Raw genomic sequence first — 17,749 nt, 5'->3', positions numbered from 1 at the left:
CAGGAGTCATCGAAGGGCCCCAGCCTTCGGTGCAGCGGCGGCTGTGGGATAATGGACCGGTGATTCGAACTTGGGTAGTCATTCCGATGTATAACGAGGCCACGGTTGTCGGAGAGGTAGTCTCTGGCCTGCTTCCGGTTTTCCCCAATGTTGTCTGCATTGACGACGGGAGCACAGATGGGTCGCAGGAGGCTGCACGAGCTGCCGGTGCGGTCGTTGTTCAGCACCCCATTAATCTGGGACAAGGCGCGGCACTCCAGACCGGAGTTGAGTACGCGCTGCAGGATCCGGAGTTGGGGTGCATCGTGACATTCGATGCGGACGGACAGCACAGGGTTGAAGACGCGCACGCCATGTCCCAGCGAGTACTCTCGGGGGAGGCTGACATCGTCCTCGGATCGAGGTTCCTCGACGGAAGGACACAGTTGAGCGCTGCGAAACGTGTGGTCCTGCGGACTGCGGCCTTGCAATCACGATTGTCTACCGGGCTACCCCTCACGGACGCGCACAATGGTCTGCGTGCTTTCAATCCGTATGTAGCCAAGAACCTGAACTTAACGCAAAACCGCATGGCTCACGCATCTGAGATTGTCAACAAGCTGGCCAAGCTGGGACCCACGTGGGTTGAGCATCCCGTCGAAATTATTTACACAGATTATTCTCGTGCGAAGGGCCAGTCACTTTTGAACTCCGTCAACATTGTTGCCGAACTATTCCTAGGTAAAAACTGATGATAATCGTTGTGCAGATAGTCTTGGTTCTGGCGGTCATTCTAGTATCGTTTGCGCTGATGAGGGGTGGCAGTAATGCCAGACACCTTGCTATCCGAAGGATTCTGCTGGCGATATTCGCAGTCGCAGCGGTGTTCTCTATATTCTTTCCCGAGGTCCTTTCGACAACCGCCTCGTTCCTTGGTATCGGACGAGGGACAGATCTTGTCCTCTATGCCACTATCATTTGTTTCTTCGTCTACATGGCTACCACGTATCAGCGATTCCACAGCCTGGAAACTTCGATCACCAAGCTTTCCCGGCGTCTGGCGCTGGACGAGGCTGAAGGGCCTGTCGAGCATGCTGAGCGTTCCGTTGACGGTCATAGCCGTGAGGGTCGGCGTTAGCCGATGGCGGGCGGCCGGAGTTTCCACAACTCGACACCGAAATCGATAGCTTTTGTAGTGAACAATTATCCGCCCAAGGTGGGTGGAGTGGAGTTGCATGTCCATGCGCTTGCAAAAGAGCTGTCCATGAAGGGCCATTCGGTGACGGTTGTCACCCTGGACAACGACAATTCGGATGCCACAGAGGACGGTGTTGAGGTCCTGCGAATGGCATCTTCCAGGCCCATCGGCGGGGTCTTGGCCTTCCCCAAGCCCGGGGCGCGACGAAGAATTACGAAGATCCTTCGCGAAAAACGCGTAGAGGTAATTTCCACGCACACACGCTTTTTCCCCATGTCGTTCTTGGGTATAAGGGCGGGACGTGCCCTAGGCGTGCCCGTCGTACATACAGAGCACGGATCTGACCATGTGCGCGGGGTCTCATCGATCGTTGCGGCTGCTAGTCGGTTGGTTGATTGGACCATGGGCCGGTATGTACTGAAGTCTGCCAATCGGGTCCTGGCGATAAGTTCTGCCTCAGCAGCCTTTGTACAGAGATTGGCGGGCAGGGACAGTACCGTTTTTCACAACGCGATCCACTCCCGCTTTTTCGCACATTCCGCAGCCCCGAGAGTTACACCTCACCGACTGGTTTTTCTGGGACGACTCGTACCAGGCAAGGGCTGGGAAAGGGTGGTGGAAGTCGGCGAACAGCTGCTGCCTGAATTTAAGGAATTGTCCGTCCACTTCATCGGGGACGGCTCCGAGCGAGCATTACTCGAAAAACGAGTAGCCAGCTCTCCCCATAGGGAGCGGTACACCATTCATGGCTATCTGCCTCCGGATGCGATTCGTTCTGTCTTAACCTCCAGCGTTTTGCTGAACCCGACTGAATTGGCGGAGGGGTTTCAAACCACCCTTCTTGAAGCGGTCGCCGCAGGGGGAGCAGTGATAAGCGCTCCGGTTGCCGCTGCGGAGTACCTGAAGCAACAAGGGGCCGCCGTTCAGACTATTGATACCAACGACGCGAAATCCTGGGTTGAGGCGTCCAGGATCGCTCTTGGAACGCCTACGGTGCCGGTATCCTCAGAGCTCCTGGGAGATATGGACTGGTCGAAGCGCTCCGCGGAGTTCGTGGAACAGGCGAGGATTGCAGCTCAAAAGAACCCAGTCAAGTCTGTGGGTTAGCTAACCGCTTATGGCCTTCTTCTCCACGCCTCGTCGCCGACCGATAGCGAGTTTGTATACCGCCTGATACTTTTCGGCGGCCTTCTTCGGACTGAACTCCGCCTCTGCCCGCGAGCGAACCAGTTGTGACAAACTGCTTCGGCGTTCATGCCCAAGATCGGCGAATCGGCGCATTGCTTCGAACAGGCGATGCGCGTCGCCCGGGGGCACGAGGTGGCTAGGATCTGCTACGAACGCCCGCGACTGCCCAACGTCCGTGGTTATCACTGGAACGCCGGCCGCATTTGCTTCCACCCCCACGACCGGAAAAGTCTCTCCGTAGAGGCTGGAGATGACCAGTGCTCCCGCCTCCGCCATGACACTGGAGACATCCTGAGTGGGTCCCCGGAGCTGCAGTTTCCCATTCTCAAGGGCATCCTGCAGGCCGGCGTTTACTACTGCTTGCCTGGCATCCGAGTTGTCTTCGGAAGCGCCCGGACCCACGCATGCCAGCGTCCAGTTTGGATGGATCTCCAGCAGGGAACGAAAAGCCTGCAAGAGGACGGGATGTCCTTTGACCGGATGCCAGCGCGCCAGCGAAAGGAACATCTTCGAAGATGGGTTGTAGGAGTTCATCTCGGGGATGGTTGCCGAATTGTCTATCGGGTCCGTGAGCCCCCGGTACCAGTACTTCTTTCCGAACGCGAGGCACGCTTCTCCGGTTGGTACGACGGCGTCAAACCTGAACGAAAGCAGGCCAACTGCCCGCGCAATGGTGCGAGTCAGAATGTGGTCCGCCCTGCTGAAACCTTGAGTGTGGATAGTGCTCACCTTGGCGGCCTTCGGATAGCGCGCCAGCGCTGCTACTAAATCCGCGTGAAACAGGTGCGAATGGATGACCTCCGGGCCGAATTCCGTGCACTCCCTTTCCAGGGCGCGCACCATGCCGAACAGATCCCGTGAAGTGGGTTTGAACCCCAGATAGTGGACATTGCTGAACGCCTTGTCCAAACGCTCACTCATAGTTCCAGGCTCCATGAGGACGACGAGTTGGGTCACATCGCCGGGACGTGTCGCTCGTCCCATGGTCTCGACCACGACTTCCGCGCCCCCGATGTCGGCATCTGTCATGACATAGAGGATTCGCAAGACATGCTCCAAGGATCTTAGGACTGGGGTAAATGTTAGCCAGTCTACTGGTTCGTGCCGCGCGACTCGACTCATCGTCGGTCCGTGGTGCCGCCCGCGGATCTGGCTCGGGCATGCACAAGCCCGATGCAGGGATGCACGGCGTCCGGAGAACTTCCACTGGCCGGGTAGGCTTAAGTGGTGAAAATGGTTCTCCTGTACCACGCGCTCGTGGCCACTCTTGGCGTATTGGTTCAGGGCGTAGTCCGGTTTGCGTACACCACTTGGATTGGCAACACCTCCAGTGTTCTTGCGGAAGTCTCCGCCGTTCTGTCCCTTGCAGTTTACTTCTCACTTTTTTGGTCTGCAGGTGCCGGTGTAGCGTCGATGCGTTTCATTCCCGCTGCGGAGCACGGTGGCCCTGCGCAAGGCGGGGTGTTGCGCCTGCTGCGCAGGTCTTTCTGGGCCGCTTCGGCTTTGGCGGCTGCTATCTCGTTCCCGATCAGTTACTATTTCACCGGCGACATGGCTTCGGCCGCGGCGGCAACCTTGCTCGTCGTGTCGTACGGGGCGTATACATTCAGCCGGGGAACCCTACTGGGCTTCGCGAGAGCGACGAAGGCGACGGTTCTGGACATCGTTTCGGCGGCTGTCGCGTTCGGTGTGCTACTGGCCGTTACTAGCGGAGGGGCCCACTGGACCCTGCTCCTGCCACTCAGCGTTGGATACGGTCTCTACGCGTTCATGGCCTGGCCCCGCCAATCGGGGGGACCGCTGCCTGTTCATCAGCGGAAGCAGGTTCTGAGCTTCACTGGCTACGCAATTTTCGGCCTCGTTGCTGCAGGAGGGCTGCTGCCAGCCGTCATGCTGTTCGTTCAGGCATTCGACGTAAAAGAGAAGGCGGACCTTTTCGCGGCGGCGCTGACTCTGGCCACACCCGCGAACATGTTGGCACAGTCGTTGAACCAGGTTCTCGTCCAGTATTTCTCGGGTCGTTTCGGGGTCGACCCTCGCCAGACCCACCGGCAGGCTGCCATGTTCTTTGGCCTCAGTGTGATTGGCTTCCTAGTAGTATTCGGTGTCCTCATCGTGCTCGCCCCGTGGCTGATGAGCATCGTGTTCCCCGGGCGGTACGAGGGGGGAGTGCCTACCCTCCAATTGCTGCTCGCAATCGTTGCTGTCTCCTCGCTGACGGCTGTGCCGGGGGCCTACTTGATGGCATCCGGAAGGCACAGGGCATACTCGGTGGCGTCCTTCTGCGCGACCGTATGCGGCGTGGCGGCGATGGCCTTCCTTGCACCCGAGCACGGGCTCGGAGGTGCGATAGCCGGTTTTGCTGCCGGTTCCGTGCTGTCGGCTGCGTCAGTAACGCTTCTGGCTTTTCTCGCCCGGCCCTCTGCAATCGCCGTCTCGAAGCCCCCTCAGGACGACACCGTGACATGAGCGCGTGACATGAGCCCCGGACGGACGAGTGCCGGAGAAACGATCTCCGCGCAGCCGCCGGCCCATCGATTCACAGTCTCCCTGCGGCGACGCCGGGCGCGTACCCCTCGGACTTGCTCCCGGTGCCTGTGTACTGCCAGATTGTCCCGGAGGAAGTCACTCCTATGAGATCGCCTATCCCATCCCCAGTGGTGTCGCCAGTGCCAAGCAGCTGGGAAAAGAGGTTCCAGCCGAGTCCGATCAACTCCGAGCCAGCAAGGGTGCCATTTCCGTTGCCCCTGTATAGGTAAAGGCTGCCCCATGGGTCACGCGCCAGCACGTCGGTTGTGCCGGACCCGTCGAAGTCGCCCGGCGCTGAGAGCTGCAGATTGGACCACCCGCCGGTGCCTATGCGGACAGCCTTGCCGTAACCTTCGTTAGTTGCTGATACTTGGCCCGTGCCGTCGTACCGCCAGAGGGTGCCGTTTTCATGCCGCGCAATCAGGTCGGGCTTCCCATCCCCGGTCAGGTCTCCCGCTCCCAAAATCTGACTGTAGATATTCCACCCACTGCCGACTTTGACGGGTTTCAGGTAGCCCTCGTTTGTCCCCCCAACCTGGCCGGTGCCCGCGTAGAACCACAGGCCGCCGTCGCGGCCGCGCGCGAGAAGGTCGGGGCGGCCGTCGGAATTGAAGTCTCCGGGACTGATCACCTCCCGGTAGATGTTCCAGCCTGTCCCTATTTGAGATGGAGCGGCATAGCGGCCGTTCCCCATTCCGCGGTGGAACCAGAGTCTCCCGTCTGAACCGGTCGTCAGCACATCGGGGCGGCCGTCAGAGTTAAAGTCTCCGGGACTGAGCGCGGGAGCACCAGCTGGAAAGGTTGACGGGCTGACGAAAGCGCGGGAGTAACCTTCCGACACCTTGCCGGTCCCTGCGTAAAATGTCAGCCCGGACTTTGCATCCCGTCCGATGAGGTCGCTTCTGCCGTCGCCATTAAAGTCAGCGCCGCCGTATACCTCAACGAAAACGTTCCAGCCCTGGCCGATCCAGGGACCTGCTTCGAATGCGCCAGTCCCTGTGCCCCTCAGAAGCCTGAGACGGCCATCTACGGTTTGGATCAGGAGGTCATTAAGCCTGTCGCCGTCAAAATCGCGCGTCCCCACCATTCGGGTGTACTGTTCCCAACCAGCGCCCAGATGTTTGGATGGCCCGTGCCCGCCGGTCCCCGTGCCGGAGTAAAGGAACGCTGAGCCGTCTGTCCGCCTTGCTATCAGGTCACTGCGGTTGTCACCGTCCACATCGGCGACGCCGACGATTGTGTCGAAGGCGTCCCAACCACCCGAGCCTATTCTGCGCGCCGGTTTGTAGCCTTCGTTCTGCGCGTCCACTCTTCCCGTGCCGGAGTAGAGCCACAAGCTGCCATCGACATGGCGTGCAAGGAAGTCATTTCGGCCGTCACCGTCATAATCGCCGGTCCCAACGAACAGGTTGTAGATCTCCCACCCCTGCCCGATACGTACGGACGATCCGAAGCCGCCCTTCCCATTCCCCGGCGATACCCATAGGGTCCCGTCAGTACGGCGGGTGACCAGATCGCCTATTTTGTCGCCGGTGATATCCCCCGGAGAAAAGACACGTTGGGTGTGATCCGGGGTGATGTTCTTCGCGAACCAGGACAGTTCGGCTGCGGACCCATTCCAGACGTTCGAGTCGCCCTCGAAGGGGCCGCTGCTGCTGTACTGCCAGACGTTGTAGGTGCTCCAGCCTGCCGGCATCGAGCCGGGACCGGCGGTGCTGTAGCGAGCGATGTGCAGAGGGTGGTTGGCAAAGGCTGTGCTGTTGCCGGTGCAGCGGTTCCACCAATCCGCCGTGGTGTAGATCATGGGCAGCCGGCCGGTGCGTGCTTTCACCGTGTTGGAGAAGTCACGGATCCAGGACACCATCTGGGCGGGGGTGAAGTTGTAGCAGGTGTCGCCCAGATCCGGGTACGGGTTGTATTCGATGTCCAGCAGGGGTGGCAGGGTCCTGCCGTCCGCAGACCACCCGCCGCCGTTGTTGACGAAGAAGTTGGCTTGGGCCGCTCCCGAAGAATCCCGGGTGGGGATGGCAAAGTGATAGGCGCCCCGGTACATGCCTACGGAACCAGCACCGCTGTACTGGCTGGCGAAGAGTGGATTCTTGTAGGTCGTATGCTCCGTCGCCTTGACGTATGCGAAGCGCGATCCCTGGTTCCAAGCACGGCTCCAGTTAACTGAGGGCTGGTGGCTGCTCACGTCCATGCCCTGGATCCCGGACGGCTGCCAGGTCGCCGCCAGTGACGTTGAACTTGACCTGGATTGGAGCAGTGGCGATAGTGCGGTGTTGGGACTCAACAGGGAATCCCGCGACGCAGTACGGGCCGCAGCAGCTGCTTTCTCCGGATCAGTTGCCAGCTCCGGATCGGCAAAACCTTCCTCGAGCAGCACCTGCTCTGCTTCAATTCGTTCCTGAGTCTCAGAGGGGCTTGGGATCTGGGCGTTGTTCGTTTCCTGAAGTCGTTCCAAGCCCTGGCCCATTTTGGCGCCGAGGATACCGATTGCTTCGGTGAGTCCCCCCTCGGCGGCTTCCGACGGCGTCGGGTCCGCCTCTTGGTGCAACGGTTCCGGTTCCGGCTCAGGCAGCGGTGCGGTGGGTGTCTCAGACCTGTCGCCTAATCCGTCGCGCCCTAGCTCTGCCGCATCTGTCGGAGAAGGGTCTGCTTGCAAGTCTTGTGGATCGTCCCAGAGGGTTGGGGTATCCGGAATTGATGGGCTTTGAGAAGGAGCTGGCGCTTGTTCGTCAACTGTCGCGTAGGCAGGTGCCGCCGAGACCACCAGCGTAAGGCTGAGGATGCCAGCGAGGATGGGTGCGAGGTGGGATTGTTGCACTGGTTCTCCAGAATGGGCGAGAGCGGATCATGGTGAACATTACCGGTGCCAGTGTGAATGTTGTTGCTTATGCCCAAGAAGTGCTCTGTGTGGGCAGCAGATATGGACAAACCTCGCCGAGCTGGCTCTAGGTTTGCTGTGCCCTTGGACGTGACAGAAAGCGACGGCGGGTTTTGCACGCCACATCACAGACTGTTTTCCACATCTCCCAACTGCCACTCTCGCCAGCTCAAGCTAATTAGCCTATCCTCGCCCGCATGGCCTCACTGGCCTGCAGAAGCAGTCTCATTCTCGTTGCCGCGGACGGAACGCCGCGGCAGGATCCGGGGGAGCACGAATGGACGCGGTGCGAATTGTCGAAGACGAGGTACGCGAGCTCATCCGCGTCCGAGGGCTGGACCCGGCACGCCAAGCCGGTGAAGTCCGGCGGCTGGTCGACGCCGCGGTCCAGGACTACGACGACCGCTCGCTGCTCGGCTCGCTTCCCGCACTGGGCCATCTCGAGCGGGCCGCCAAACAGGTTTTTGACTCAGTCGCTGGCTACGGAGCCCTCCAACCCCTGCTGGACGACCCGAGCGTGGAAGAAGTCTGGATCAACTCGCCCGGGGAAGTGTACGTAGCTCGCGGCGGGCGTTCGGAACTGACCGCACTCAACCTGACTACCGAGCAGATCCGGGACCTGGTGGAGCGGATGTTGAAGTCTTCGGGCCGGCGCCTGGACCTGTCCTCGCCTTTCGTTGACGCAGCACTTCCGGACGGATCACGGCTGCATGTGGTCATACCGGATGTGACGAGGCGACACTGGGCGGTGAACATCAGGAAGTTCATAGTCAGGGCCAGCCGGCTGGAGCACCTCGTGGAACTTGGAACCCTGACGCCCCAGGCCGCGAAGTTCCTCTCAGCGGCGGTGGCCGGAGGCCTCAACATCCTGGTCTCGGGAGCCACGCAGGCAGGCAAGACGACATTGCTGAATTGCCTCGCAGCGTCCATAGGCGCACGGGAAAGGGTAGTGACGGTCGAGGAAATTTTCGAGCTCCAGCTGCCGCTGCGCGATGTTGTCGGCCTGCAGTGCAGGCAGCCCAACCTTGAAGGCACTGGGGAGATACCGCTGCGGCGCCTGGTCAAGGAAGCCTTGCGTATGCGGCCAGACCGGCTGATTGTTGGGGAAGTCCGGGAAGCGGAGAGTCTGGACATGTTAATTGCTTTGAATTCAGGCCTTCCTGGAATGTGCACCGTCCACGCAAACAGTGCCCACGACGCCGTCACCAAGATCTCCACACTGCCGCTACTGGCCGGCGCCAATATTTCAAGCTCCTTCGTGGTGCCGACTGTTGCCTCGTGCATCGACCTGGTGGTCCACTGCGTCCGGACTCCCGCCGGCAAACGGGAGGTGGCGGAAATCCTGGCCCTGGGGCGAAGGGTAGAGAACGGTGTCATAGAGTCGACGCTGGTGTTCCACCGTGAGAACGGAAGGCTGGAGGCCTCACCGTCATCGCTGCCCTCACCGGACAAGTTCGCCCGTGCCGGAATGAACCTGGCCGACCTCCTGGAACCGGCAGCATGAGCGCGATCGCCGGACTGACACTGGGCCTGGGCCTGTTCCTGGTGTGGTGGTCCTGCTGGGTCGTTCCGGAGAGGGCACCGAAGCCTCGTCGACCTGGGCGGCTCGAGGAGTTGCTGCGGACATCAGGCGTCAGCCGCGTGACGCCGGGAGGACTCATTCTCAGCAGCGCACTGCTTGGCATGCTGGCCCTCCTCACGGCGTGGGTCCTCACCGGTTCTCTCCCGATAGCGGGCTGTTTTGGGGTCTTCGCCTCGGCCCTTCCCGTGACGGCGGTACGCTGGCAGGCCGCCAGGCGGAGTGCCTCGCTCTTGGAACTGTGGCCTGACGCGGTCGACCACCTGCGCTCTGCCATACGCGCCGGAATGTCCCTGCCTGAAGCTCTTATCCAACTGGGGGACAACGGACCCGAGGAGCTTCGGGCGCCCTTCAGGGAGTTCGGTGCCGACTACCGTTCCGGGGGCTCGTTCGATGAGGCACTGGACGCGCTCAAAGACCGCCTCGCGGATCCGGTGGGGGACCGGATCGTGGAATCCCTGCGCATAACCCGGCAAGTTGGCGGATCGGATCTCGGACGGCTGCTGGGGACGCTGGCCGAGTTCCTCCGGGAGAACGCACGGACACGCAGCGAATTGCTGGCCAGGCAGTCCTGGACCATCAACGCGGCCAGGCTCGCCGTAGCAGCGCCGTGGATAGTCCTAGTACTTATGGCCACTGCCCCTGAAGCCGTAGAAGCCTACAACACGCCTGCGGGAGCTGCTGTCCTGGCCGCTGGCATGGTCATTTCCGTGGGTTGCTACCGCCTGATGCTCCGCATAGGAGCGCTGCCTGCCGAGAGAAGGGTCCTGCGGTGAGCGGCGTCTGGCCCTTGGCCATGCTGATGGGCGCATGCCTTGGGACCGGATTGTGGTTGGCCGTCGTCCGCCTTCCGTTCCTGCGTCCCACCTCGTTTGCGGATCGGATTGCACCCCAGCTGCGTTCCGCGTCCCCGGGCTCCAGGCTCCTCGCACCCGCGGACGTCACACCATTTGGTCCCCTTGAACGTGTTTTCCGGCCTCTGCTAGCCGAACTGGCGGGAAGGCTCGAACGCATAAACCCAGCGGCGTCCTCGCTGCAGAAACGCTTGGACCGCGCCGGAAACCATATGAGCGTCCTGGAATTCCGCTCAGCCCAGCTCCTATTTGCGGGCGCGGGGCTGCTGTGTGGCGGAGCCTGCGGCATCTGGCTTGCAGCCAACGGGCACATCTCGGTTCCGGCCGTCGCAACGCTGGTCCTGGCCACGGGGGTGCTGGGGTACTTGCTCCGCGACTACTTGCTGACCAGGCAGGTCAAGAAGCGCGAGGCGCTCATGCTCGCGGAGTTTCCCAGCCTCGCCGAGATGATGGCGCTGGCCGTCGGTGCCGGGGAGAGCGCCGGCGGTGCCTTGGAACGTGTTGCCCGCACCTCGGGCGGAGAACTGTCCAAGGAATTCGGGCGTGCCCTCGCGGAGACGCGCTCGGGGACGCCGTTATTGGCGGCCCTGGGCAACATCTCGAAACGCACCCAGTTGGCTCCGCTCTCAAGGTTCGTGGACGGAATGTCCGTGGCTATCGAACGTGGAACCCCTCTGGCAGATGTCCTGCGCTCGCAGGCACAGGACGTCCGTGACATGGCCAAGCGCGAACTGATGGAGGAAGCCGGCAAGAAGGAAATCGCGATGATGGTTCCCCTGGTCTTCGGTGTCCTTCCGCTGACCGTCCTCTTCGCGGTCTTCCCCGGCCTCTCCCTTCTCAGCATTGGACTTTGACGTCACCAGTGAAATCGCAAACCACTACCCACCGGAAAACCAACGAAAGGACTTCCATGAGAACCCGAATCGCTCTGCGGATGTTGCCGGCCCTCCTAGCTGCCAGCATCATGACCCGGCTTCAGGCAGCATTGCATCCCCCAATCTCCGAGAGGGAGCGGGGCGACGTCCCCGGTTGGGTCATGATCACACTCATGTCCGCCGTATTGGTTGCCGCGATACTCACCGTGGCGCGGCCCGCCCTGGTTTCCCTCTTTGAATCAGCAATCGCCCAAGTCCAGAAGTAGGGGCGGGGACAAGAGCAGGGACGCTGCCAGCCGGGGAGGTGTTCGAAGTTGGCACGCCGCCGGCGGGAACGTAGCCAGCGGGAACGCCCTGAGCACTGGGGGCGGCGTCAGAAGTTACCACGCCGACAGCGGGAATGCCCTGAGCACTGGCGGCGGTGCCAGAAGTCACCACGCCGCCACCAAGGGCGCCCTCAGGACTATGACCGCCACCGGCACCAGGAACGCCACGATAACGTGGGCTGACGCCGGAAAGGGGGATGAACCGATCCAAGAACGTGATTCCGGTTCCGCCGTTGTTGATTTCGTCCTGGTGGGTGCCCTGCTGACTGTCATCGTGGTGGCAGTGATACAGCTGGCTCTGGTGCTGCATGTGCGCAACACCCTCACGGATGCTGCAGGTTCCGGTGCACGCTACGGGACTCTGGCAGACCGGAACGCACAGGACGGCGTGGAACGGGCCCGGCAATTGATCTCCGGTTCCCTAAGCCCCGAATTTGCGCAGGACATTTCCTATGCGCGGACTGAGGATTCGGGGCACACAATGCTCAAGGTCACGGTGCGCGCTCCGCTGCCGGTCATTGGCCTGATTGGCCCGCAGGGAGGAATCGAGGTGGCAGGACATGCCTACTGGCCGGACTGATGGATTGCCGCCCGCGCCGGGCACGGACCACCGGGATGAGAACGAGGAAGGAAGCGCCGCGGTCGAATTCGTCTTCCTGGGAGTCCTGCTGCTGGTTCCGTTGGTCTACCTGATCCTCACTGCCGGTCAGGTCCAGGGGGCAGCCTACGCAATGGTCGGTGCTGCGGAGCATGCAGCGAAGGTCTACGCGGCGGCTTCTCCTGCAGACGGACCGGACGGGCAGGCACGGGCTGCGGCGGAACTGGCACTCACAGATTTTGGATTCGACCCCGGTGCCCTTGAGCTCCAGATAACGTGCAGCCCGGAATGCGGAGTCCCAGGATCGACAGTGACGGTCACGGCCGCTATGAACGTACCACTCCCGTTCGCTGGCGCTCTAGGGGCGGATTTGGCGCCAGTACGGGTCGATTCGACATCCATGCAGACGGTTGAGAGGTACGGATGACCGATATATGCCGCGCATGTCCGGAAGCAGCATCGGACGCCCGTGACTCAGGCCAGGTCGGAGTGCTGATCCTTGGATACGTAGTTCTGGCGCTACTGGTTATCACCGTGATTGCAGCGGCTTCTTCGGTTTACCTGGGCCACAAGAAGCTCCTGTCCGCTGCTGACGGGGCGGCGTTGGCGGCTGCCGATACCTTCTCACTGTCGCAGGTACAGGGCTCGGGCGGGTCTGCCCCGGTGGCTCTCCTGGATTCGGGCCGGGTAACCGCACAGGTCCAGAGCTACCTGGAGCAAAGCCGTGCAGGAGAGGCGACTCCATCCCTCCGGATCGAGCCGGAAACCGGCACCCCGGACGGGCGCACCGCACGCGTGGTCCTGTCCGGCGTCGTTCATCCGCCGATCGTGAACTTCCTCGTTCCGAACGGTATCCGGATCACCGCTGAAAGCGACGCGCGGGCTCGCCTGACACGCTAAGTCCCGGTTGGCCCGGCGCGCTGACGCTCCGCCGTGGCCACGCTAAGCCCCGGTTGCAGCCAGGCACAGATGCTGCGTCGGCGTCACCCGCTAAGCCCCTGCCAGCGTCACCCGCTAAGTCCCGGTCGGGGCCAGACGCCGATGCCCTGCGCTCAGGCAGGCCCTCGGTGAGACGCCAATTCCCGGCCCGGCGCGGCGCTGGCGCGCCCGTTCTCACACCGGCCGCTGCCAGGCGCGCACCGGTCGTCCAGCCCGCGCCGCGCGCTAACGCCGCGCCGCGCGCTAACGCCACGCAGTAAAGCTAGGAAGCCTTCGCCTGCTCCTGCGGCGGGTAATGCCCCCAGCCGCCGTGATCCACTTCGAGCAGCGTGCCGTCATCGGAATAGCAAAGGGTGACGCGCTCGCCGTACAGGTCGCAGGCTGGGTCCGGGCAGCGGTCACGCAGCGATCCAACGTAATCGGCCGCTTCATACTGGTCCCAATCGTCCAGCTTGCCGATAGCCCAGGGATCGCCCTGTTCGGCAAGCTCTTCAAGTTCGTCGCGGCCGTAGTTGTGTCCGCGCTCTGGGTGGCGGATGGGGGAGGGGGAAGCGTTCATCGAGTTCGAAGCTCCTTTCCGGATCGGACAGCACCAATCTACTCCCGGGCCCTGACATCCATGCGTACAAAGCTTCGGTGCGTCCCGGATCCAGCTTGTCATCCGCCGGGCACCTCCAGACCGGAAAACCGGGGCATGGCGTAGTCTGTAATCACCATGGCTGAAATTGATTTTCCCGCAGAAATCCGCGCCCTCCGCTCCACGTTTGCCTCCATCGAGGACGTCTCTAACGTCGCCGCGATGAAGGAGGACATCGCTGAACTCAGCGAGATGGCGGGGGAACCCAACCTGTGGGATGACCCGGACGCGGCCCAGAAGATCACGTCCAAGCTCTCGCACAAGCAGAGCGCCCTGGAACGCCTGCAGAAGCTTGAGGCACGCATTGACGACCTCGAAGTGCTCGTAGAGCTCGCCCAGGATGAATCCGACGCCGACAGCAAGGCGGAGGCGGTGTCCGAGCTGGAGTCCCTGCGCAAGGCGCTCTCCGAGCTCGAAGTGGTGACCCTGCTCTCCGGCGAGTACGACGAACGCGAAGCGGTGGTGACCATCCGAGCCGGCGCCGGCGGGGTGGACGCCGCAGACTTCGCGGACATGCTCCTGCGCATGTACCTGCGATGGGCGGAACGCCACGGCTATCCGACCCAGGTCCTGGACACCTCCTACGCCGAAGAAGCTGGCCTGAAGTCCGCGACGTTCGAGGTCAAAGCGCCCTACGCCTTCGGCACGCTGGTGGTGGAAGCCGGCACCCACCGGCTGGTCCGCATCAGCCCGTTCGATAACCAGGGCCGCCGCCAAACCTCCTTCGCCGCCGTCGAGGTTATTCCGCTCATCGAGGCGACGGACCACATCGACATTCCGGACAATGAAATCCGCGTGGACGTCTTCCGCTCCTCCGGCCCCGGCGGACAGTCCGTGAACACCACGGACTCCGCCGTACGCCTGACGCATATCCCGACTGGCACCGTGGTTTCAATGCAGAACGAGAAGTCCCAGCTGCAGAACCGCGCGGCTGCCATGCGTGTGCTTCAGTCCCGCCTCCTGCTGTTGAAGAAGGAGCAGGAAGACGCCGAAAAGAAGGCCTTCGCCGGCGACGTCAAGGCATCCTGGGGGGACCAGATGCGTTCTTACGTGCTCAACCCGTACCAGATGGTCAAAGACCTGCGCACCGAACACGAAGTGGGCAACACCTCTGCTGTGTTCGACGGCGAGATTGACGACTTCATCGACGCCGGCATCCGCTGGCGTGCCAACGGCAGCGTTTCAGCCCGCAACTAGCTGGGCAGTGGAGCGGCCGCCCAGCAGTCCTCCAGCGAAAGCCCGGGTCCCTCGAGGGATCCGGGCTTTTCCGTGTTCCGCAAAAAGACCCATTGACTCACATGTGATCTGTGCCATACATTTTCCGTAGCCTGAATCGCCTTTCAGGTTAGTGCTCCAAAACCCCGGCCCGGCCGGCATCAAATGCATCCACTGCAGCCACCGCACTGAAAGGCACACCACCGTGAAGGCAACAACGAAGTTCCTCCTCGCCACGGCCCTGACCACCGGGCTGGCGCTTTCCGCCTGCGCCCCCTCCACCGATGCGGGCACGGCGCCCGCAGATGGCGGCGACGCGCCGTCGAGCGTGGACGTCGGAATCGTGTACTCCAAGACAGGGCCGCTGGCGGCCTACGGCGAGGCTTACTACGAAGGCCTGCAGGCAGGCATCGACTACGCCACCGACGGCACCGGCAAGGTGGGGGACACCGAGCTGAACATCACCTACCATGACGACGGCGGAGACCCGGACAAGGCAGTCACCGTGGCCAAGGACCTCATCGGGCAGGACTACAAGATCCTCGCCGGAACCGTGGTCTCCGGCATCGCCCTCAAGCTCGCCGAACAGGCCCAGCAGAACCAGGTCCTCTACATCTCCGGTCCAGCGGCAACGGACGCTATCCAGGGCATCAACAAGTACACCTTCCGCTCCGGCCGGCAGTCCCTGCAGGACGTAGCCACTGCGGGTTCCTTCGTGGATGACCTGGCGGGAAAGAAGGTTGTGGTTTTCGCCCAGGACAATGCTTTTGGCCAGGGCAACCTCGCCGCCGTCGAGGCAGTCCTCGGTGCGGAAGGCGCGGAAGTCTCCAGCGTCCTGGTGCCGGAGGATGCCACTGAGTTCACTCCCTTCGCCCGCCAGCTCATCGACGCAGCCCCGGATATGGCCTTCGTGGCCTGGGCCGGCGCGACGTCGGGTTCAATGTGGCAGGCGCTGGACCAGCAGGGCGCCTTCGACGCCGCCCCGATCGTCACCGGTCTCGGCGACGCCGCCACCTTCGGCGCCTACGGAGCCGCCGGTACCAAGATCTCCTTCCTCAACCACTATTTCCCGGGCGCCGCGAACAATGACGTGGAGAAGGCGATGATCGAGTCCGTGGAAGCCGCCGGCAAGAAGCCGGACCTGTTCACGCCGGACGGCTTCGTCGCCGGGCAGATGATTGTCCAGGCCGTCCGCGAAGGCGGCAGCGACGTCGACGCGATGGTCTCCGCCCTGGAGGGCTGGAGCTTCGAGGGGCCCAAGGGCACCACCACGGTCCGCGCCTCGGACCACGCCCTGCTGCAGGACATGTATCAGGTCACGCTCAATGACCAGGGCGGGACCTGGGTTCCCACACTCGTCGAAACGGTTGCCGCGGACTCCGTGGCCCCGCCCGAAGCCGCGAAGTAGGGCCGTGGACCCCATGGACGCACCCATCGCACTGGAACTCGCCGGCGTCGGACTCAGCATTGGCGGGGCCCGGATCCTCGACGACGTGAACCTCTCCGTCCGCCGCGGCGAAATGCTCGGCGTGATTGGACCGAACGGCGCGGGTAAGACCACCCTGTTCAACGTCATTTCCGGGCTCCTCCGCCCCACCGAGGGCACCGTGGTGGTATCGGGGAACGACGTCGGACGGCTGGCGGTGCACCGGCGGGCGGCGGCGGGACTGGGACGGACGTTCCAGACGTCCAGCCTCTTCCCGCAGCTGAGCGTCCTCGAAAACGTGCGGCTGGCAGCCCAGGCCAAACTGGGCGGCAGCCTCTCGCTCCTGCGTTTCCCGCGCAGCGGTGACGAAGCCACCGGCATCGCTGCCGGATGCATAGCGGAAGTGGGGCTGGAGGCCAAAGCCGCGTCAGCTGCCGGCGGCCTGTCCCACGGAGACAAGCGCAAGGTTGAGATCGCGATGCTCCTGGCAGCGGATCCGGCAGTGATCCTGCTCGACGAACCCATGGCCGGAGTCGGCTCCGGGGACGTCGCCGGGCTCTCCGAAGTCATCCGCCGCATGCACCGGGACTCCGGACGCACCGTGCTGATGGTCGAGCACCACATGGAAGTGGTCCTGGGACTGGTGGACCGGGTTGCGGTGATGCACCACGGTTCCCTGCTCGCCGTCGACACCCCCGAAGCAGTCATGGCCAACCCTCTGGTCCAGAGCGCCTACCTGGGAGAACCCGTCTGATGAACACCGAAAACGCGCCCATCCTGCGGGTGCAGAATCTCTCCGCCTCCATTGGCGGCCAGCAGGTCGTCGAGGACGTCAGCTTCGAGGTACCGGCATTCGGCGTTACCGGGCTGCTCGGCCGGAACGGCGTGGGCAAGACCAGCACCATCAAGGCCGTCATTGGGCTCATTCCCCGCAGCGGGCAGGTGGAGCTCGACGGCGAGCGCATCGACGGCGCCGAGACCCACCGGATCATCGCCCGCGGGGTGGGCTACGTGCCCGAAGACCGCGAGGTTTTCTCCCGGCTCACCGTCGCCGAGAATCTCCGCCTGGCTGAGCGGGACGAGCATCCCCGGCGGCAGCTCGTGGAAGACCTTTTCCCGGACCTGGTGAAACGTTCCGCCCAGATGGCGGGAACGCTCAGCGGCGGACAGCAGCAAATGGTCTCGCTGGCCCGTGCCCTGCTGAACACCAACAAGGTGCTGCTCGTGGACGAACCGACCAAGGGCCTGGCGCCGAAGATCGTGCAGGAAGTCGCGGAGGCTCTGGCCGAAGCGGCCCGGACGGTGCCGATCCTGCTGGTGGAACAAAACCTGACGGTCGTGCGTCAGCTCGCTGCCACCGTCACGGTCCTCTCCGGCGGGAAGGTGGCGTTGACAGGCATGAACGCCGGCGAGTTCCTCGATGACACGGATCTCAACCACCGGCTGCTCGGCGTCCACACGGGCACCGCCGCAGCAAACCCCAACCCGGCAGCCACCGCCGCACCGAAGGGAGCCTGAG

At 62.8% G+C, this 17,749-nt stretch carries 17 protein-coding genes; 14 read left to right on the top strand and 3 right to left on the bottom strand.

The window, feature by feature from the left end:
• The first annotated feature begins 86 nt into the window (after window positions 1-86).
• The 3 genes from ACSLGO_RS17840 (at window position 87) to ACSLGO_RS17830 (ending at window position 2,284) form a co-directional block, all read left to right on the top strand.
• The gene (locus ACSLGO_RS17840; protein WP_436401612.1) at window positions 87-731 is read left to right on the top strand and encodes a glycosyltransferase family 2 protein; all 645 of its coding nucleotides are present in this window, start codon (window positions 87-89) and stop codon (window positions 729-731) included.
• A complete protein-coding gene (locus ACSLGO_RS17835; protein WP_436401611.1) occupies window positions 731-1,117 on the top strand; it encodes a DUF2304 domain-containing protein in 387 nt (128 codons plus the stop codon). Before ACSLGO_RS17840 ends, ACSLGO_RS17835 begins: the two co-directional genes overlap by 1 nt.
• A gap of 87 nt (window positions 1,118-1,204) precedes the next feature.
• Window positions 1,205-2,284, top strand: coding sequence for a glycosyltransferase family 4 protein (locus ACSLGO_RS17830; protein ID WP_436401610.1), 1,080 nt, complete (start codon window positions 1,205-1,207; stop codon window positions 2,282-2,284).
• On the opposite strand, the gene ACSLGO_RS17825 is transcribed toward ACSLGO_RS17830, so the two are convergent.
• A complete protein-coding gene (locus ACSLGO_RS17825) occupies window positions 2,285-3,394 on the bottom strand; it encodes a glycosyltransferase (protein ID WP_436401609.1) in 1,110 nt (369 codons plus the stop codon).
• A 198-nt stretch (window positions 3,395-3,592) separates the two neighbouring features.
• Between ACSLGO_RS17825 and ACSLGO_RS17820 the strand changes: the two genes are divergently transcribed.
• A complete protein-coding gene (locus tag ACSLGO_RS17820) occupies window positions 3,593-4,834 on the top strand; it encodes a lipopolysaccharide biosynthesis protein (RefSeq protein WP_436401608.1) in 1,242 nt (413 codons plus the stop codon).
• A gap of 70 nt (window positions 4,835-4,904) precedes the next feature.
• Here the strand turns inward: ACSLGO_RS17820 and ACSLGO_RS17815 are convergent, their stop codons facing one another.
• Window positions 4,905-7,721: a GH25 family lysozyme gene (locus ACSLGO_RS17815; RefSeq protein WP_436401607.1), complete on the bottom strand. Its 2,817-nt coding sequence runs from the start codon at window positions 7,719-7,721 to the stop codon at window positions 4,905-4,907.
• A 337-nt stretch (window positions 7,722-8,058) separates the two neighbouring features.
• Here ACSLGO_RS17815 and ACSLGO_RS17810 point away from each other — a divergent pair, with 337 nt between their 5' ends.
• The 6 genes from ACSLGO_RS17810 to ACSLGO_RS17785 all read left to right on the top strand — a co-directional run bounded on the left by ACSLGO_RS17810 (window position 8,059) and on the right by ACSLGO_RS17785 (window position 12,913).
• Window positions 8,059-9,285: a CpaF family protein gene (locus ACSLGO_RS17810; RefSeq protein WP_436401606.1), complete on the top strand. Its 1,227-nt coding sequence runs from the start codon at window positions 8,059-8,061 to the stop codon at window positions 9,283-9,285.
• Window positions 9,282-10,136 carry a type II secretion system F family protein gene (locus ACSLGO_RS17805; RefSeq protein ID WP_377955677.1) on the top strand — a complete coding sequence of 285 codons (855 nt, stop codon included), beginning with the start codon at window positions 9,282-9,284 and terminating at the stop codon, window positions 10,134-10,136. The genes ACSLGO_RS17810 and ACSLGO_RS17805 overlap by 4 nt, the downstream gene beginning before the upstream one ends.
• 290 nt (window positions 10,137-10,426) lie before the next feature.
• A complete protein-coding gene (locus ACSLGO_RS17800; protein WP_436401605.1) occupies window positions 10,427-11,068 on the top strand; it encodes a type II secretion system F family protein in 642 nt (213 codons plus the stop codon).
• A gap of 486 nt (window positions 11,069-11,554) precedes the next feature.
• Window positions 11,555-11,995, top strand: coding sequence for a TadE family protein (locus ACSLGO_RS17795; RefSeq protein WP_325787884.1), 441 nt, complete (start codon window positions 11,555-11,557; stop codon window positions 11,993-11,995).
• Entirely contained in the window at window positions 11,976-12,440 is a 465-nt protein-coding gene (locus tag ACSLGO_RS17790) for a hypothetical protein (protein ID WP_325787886.1), read from the top strand. Before ACSLGO_RS17795 ends, ACSLGO_RS17790 begins: the two co-directional genes overlap by 20 nt.
• The gene (locus ACSLGO_RS17785; protein WP_325787887.1) at window positions 12,437-12,913 is read left to right on the top strand and encodes a pilus assembly protein TadG-related protein; all 477 of its coding nucleotides are present in this window, start codon (window positions 12,437-12,439) and stop codon (window positions 12,911-12,913) included. The genes ACSLGO_RS17790 and ACSLGO_RS17785 overlap by 4 nt, the downstream gene beginning before the upstream one ends.
• A 301-nt stretch (window positions 12,914-13,214) precedes the next feature.
• Here ACSLGO_RS17785 and ACSLGO_RS17780 read toward each other — a convergent pair whose 3' ends face one another.
• A complete protein-coding gene (locus ACSLGO_RS17780; protein ID WP_436401604.1) occupies window positions 13,215-13,511 on the bottom strand; it encodes a hypothetical protein in 297 nt (98 codons plus the stop codon).
• A 156-nt stretch (window positions 13,512-13,667) separates the two neighbouring features.
• On the opposite strand from ACSLGO_RS17780, the gene prfB reads away from it, so the two are divergent.
• From prfB to ACSLGO_RS17760, 4 genes are all read left to right on the top strand, one after another.
• Complete coding sequence (gene prfB, locus ACSLGO_RS17775) at window positions 13,668-14,786, top strand: peptide chain release factor 2 (RefSeq protein WP_091603268.1); 1,119 nt, start codon at window positions 13,668-13,670, stop codon at window positions 14,784-14,786.
• 223 nt (window positions 14,787-15,009) lie between these two features.
• Entirely contained in the window at window positions 15,010-16,212 is a 1,203-nt protein-coding gene (locus ACSLGO_RS17770; RefSeq protein WP_091603274.1) for a substrate-binding domain-containing protein, read from the top strand.
• A gap of 13 nt (window positions 16,213-16,225) precedes the next feature.
• Window positions 16,226-16,984, top strand: coding sequence for an ABC transporter ATP-binding protein (locus ACSLGO_RS17765; RefSeq protein WP_377955734.1), 759 nt, complete (start codon window positions 16,226-16,228; stop codon window positions 16,982-16,984).
• On the top strand, window positions 16,984-17,748 hold the full coding sequence (locus ACSLGO_RS17760; RefSeq protein WP_091603280.1) for an ABC transporter ATP-binding protein: 765 nt from the start codon (window positions 16,984-16,986) through the stop codon (window positions 17,746-17,748). The genes ACSLGO_RS17765 and ACSLGO_RS17760 overlap by 1 nt, the downstream gene beginning before the upstream one ends.
• The last annotated feature ends 1 nt before the right edge of the window (window position 17,749 follow it).

The sequence above is a fragment of the Arthrobacter sp. IK3 genome, assembly GCF_051337705.1.
Lineage (GTDB): Bacteria > Actinomycetota > Actinomycetes > Actinomycetales > Micrococcaceae > Arthrobacter_B > Arthrobacter_B koreensis.
The sequence above is the reverse complement of the archived record's forward strand: the minus strand, read 5'-3'. Positions and strand labels throughout refer to the sequence as shown.